Source organism: uncultured Aquincola sp. (genome assembly GCF_964001545.1).
In the GTDB taxonomy this organism is placed as follows: Bacteria; Pseudomonadota; Gammaproteobacteria; order Burkholderiales; family Burkholderiaceae_C; genus Aquincola.
In genome coordinates this window covers 1-1,940 of sequence record NZ_CAXFDV010000064.1, presented here as the reverse complement: position 1 = coordinate 1,940, position 1,940 = coordinate 1, and the positions used below count along the sequence as shown (strand labels likewise).

General features: G+C 71.9%; 3 protein-coding genes. 1 reads left to right on the top strand and 2 read right to left on the bottom strand.

From position 1 onward, the window contains the following. Window positions 1–196 precede the first annotated feature (196 nt). Complete coding sequence (locus ABNT58_RS02330; protein ID WP_348751904.1) at window positions 197–517, top strand: hypothetical protein; 321 nt, start codon at window positions 197–199, stop codon at window positions 515–517. Between the two features lie 16 nt (window positions 518–533). Here ABNT58_RS02330 and ABNT58_RS02325 read toward each other — a convergent pair whose 3' ends face one another. After that, complete coding sequence (locus ABNT58_RS02325) at window positions 534–1,421, bottom strand: LysR substrate-binding domain-containing protein (protein WP_348751903.1); 888 nt, start codon at window positions 1,419–1,421, stop codon at window positions 534–536. Window positions 1,422–1,425: 4 nt separating this feature from the next. After that, window positions 1,426–1,940: helix-turn-helix transcriptional regulator (locus ABNT58_RS02320; protein ID WP_348751902.1), on the bottom strand; the 515-nt coding region annotated here is incomplete at its 5' end.

Below are 1,940 nucleotides of genomic sequence, written 5' to 3'. Positions count from 1 at the left end.
GCTGTCGGGGCCGGCCGTGCCTTGCACCCGGCTGCCGAAGGCATGCACGGCCAGCAGCGTGGGCAGCCGCTGCCGCAGCAATGTGACGATGGCATCCACTTCCATGGGGGGATTGTGGTGCCAGCGGCCGAGCAGCACAGGCGCCGCCCCGCTTTTTTGCCCGCTACGCCGCCGCAGGGGCGCCGATGATGCGGCGATGGACCGTGTTTTCATGCTGCGCAGCGATGCACCCGCCAAGCCCCCGCCCGGCCAGCCGTGCAATGGCTGCGGCGTGTGCTGCGCGGCCGAACCCTGCCCGGCCGGCGTGCTGGTGAGCCGGCGCCGCACCGGCCGCTGCCGCGCGCTGCTTTGGGCCGGCGAGCGTTACCGCTGCGGCCTGGTGACCGACCCTGCACGCCACCTGCCCCGCGCACTGCGCTGGCTGGCGCCGGCACTGCGCCGCCTGGCGCTGCGCTGGATCTCGGCCGGCAGCGGCTGCGACAGCCTGGCGGTGGTGAAGCCGGCCAGCAACGGCTGAAGCGACTGAACCGGAGTCAGGCTGCCGCGCCCGCCGCGGCCCCGAACGCCTCGATGAAATCCGCCACCGGCTGCGGCGAGCGCAAGCCTTGCGGCAGCAGCGCGCGCACTTCCACCGGCACCTCGGGCAGCAGCGTGCGCACATGCAGGCTGCGGCTGCGGCTATCGTGCGCGGTGAACGAATCGATGATGGCCGGGCCGAAGCCCTGCTCGGCCAGCAGCATCGCGATGTGGTGGGTCTGCACCGTGATGCCGGCGGCCGGCGTGTGGCCCATCCGGGTCCACTGGTCGGCCAGCATCGCGCCCACCGGGTCGCGTTCGTCGATGCGGATGAAAGGCGTGCGCACCACGTCCTCCAGCGCCACCGTGGTGCGGCGGTCGGCCCGCTCGCCCTGCGGCGTGACGCACACCAGCCGGCCCACGGCCACCCGCTCTTCATGCAGCGCGGGGTGCGAGACGCTGCCGTAGACGATGCCCACGTCGCCTTCCTGCAGCGCGATCGCGCGGGCGATCTCGCGGGTGTGCAGCGTCTGGATGGACACCGGCCGCTGCGGGTGCCGGCGCTTGAAGCGCTTGAGCGCGGCCGGCAGCACATGCACCGCCAGCGAAGGCACGATGAGGATGCGCAGCTCGCTGTCTTCGCCGCTGCGCAGCGCGCTGGCGATGCGCCGCACCGATTCGAGCTGCGACATCAGCCGCTGGACCTCGGGGTAAAGCGACTGCGCCTCACGCGTGGGCACCAGCCGGTTGCGCTGACGGGTGAAGAGCGCATAGCCCAGCTGCAGTTCGGCATGCTGCAGCGCCTGCGTGACAGCCGGCTGCGTGACGTGCAGCAGCCGCGCCGCCGCGCTCGCGCTGCCGGTGAGCATGATGGCGTTGAAGACCTCGAGGTGCTTGAGCTTCATGCGCCTAGCCTGCCAGCTGCCGCACCCGCTCGATGGCCAGCGAGGCGGCGGCGGTGCGGGTCTCGACGCCCAGCTTCTCGTACACCCGCTCCAGGTGCTTCTTCACGGTGGCGGCGCTGGCGCCCAGGATGTCGCCCACGTCGCGGTTGGTCTTGCCCTTGACCACCCAGTACAGCACCTCGGCTTCACGCGCGGTCAGCTTGAAGGCCAGCATCATGCCTTCCAGCATCGCGGCGTCGTTGGCCTCACGCAGCACGATCAGCCATTCGTCTTCGCCGGTGCTTTCATGCAGCGTGAAATGCAGCCGCCGCGCGCCCTGCACCAGCGAGCCGGCCTGTGAGCCGACGCCCGCCGCCGCACCCGCGGCCACCTGCTGGCGCACCCAGTCGAGCAGGGGCGGCGGTGTCCAGGGGCTGTCGCCGCCGAACCATTGCTGCAGCATCTGCCGCGCCAGCGCGGTCTGCCACACCAGCCGGCCGTCGCTGGCGCGCACCACCAGCGTGGCATGGCCGAAGGCAT

Coding starts and splice junctions, on each gene's coding strand:
- ABNT58_RS02330 (WP_348751904.1), top strand. CDS start 197: ATGGACCGTGTTTTCATGCTGCGCAGCGATGCACCCGCCAAGCCCCCG.
- ABNT58_RS02325 (WP_348751903.1), bottom strand. CDS start 1,421: ATGAAGCTCAAGCACCTCGAGGTCTTCAACGCCATCATGCTCACCGGC.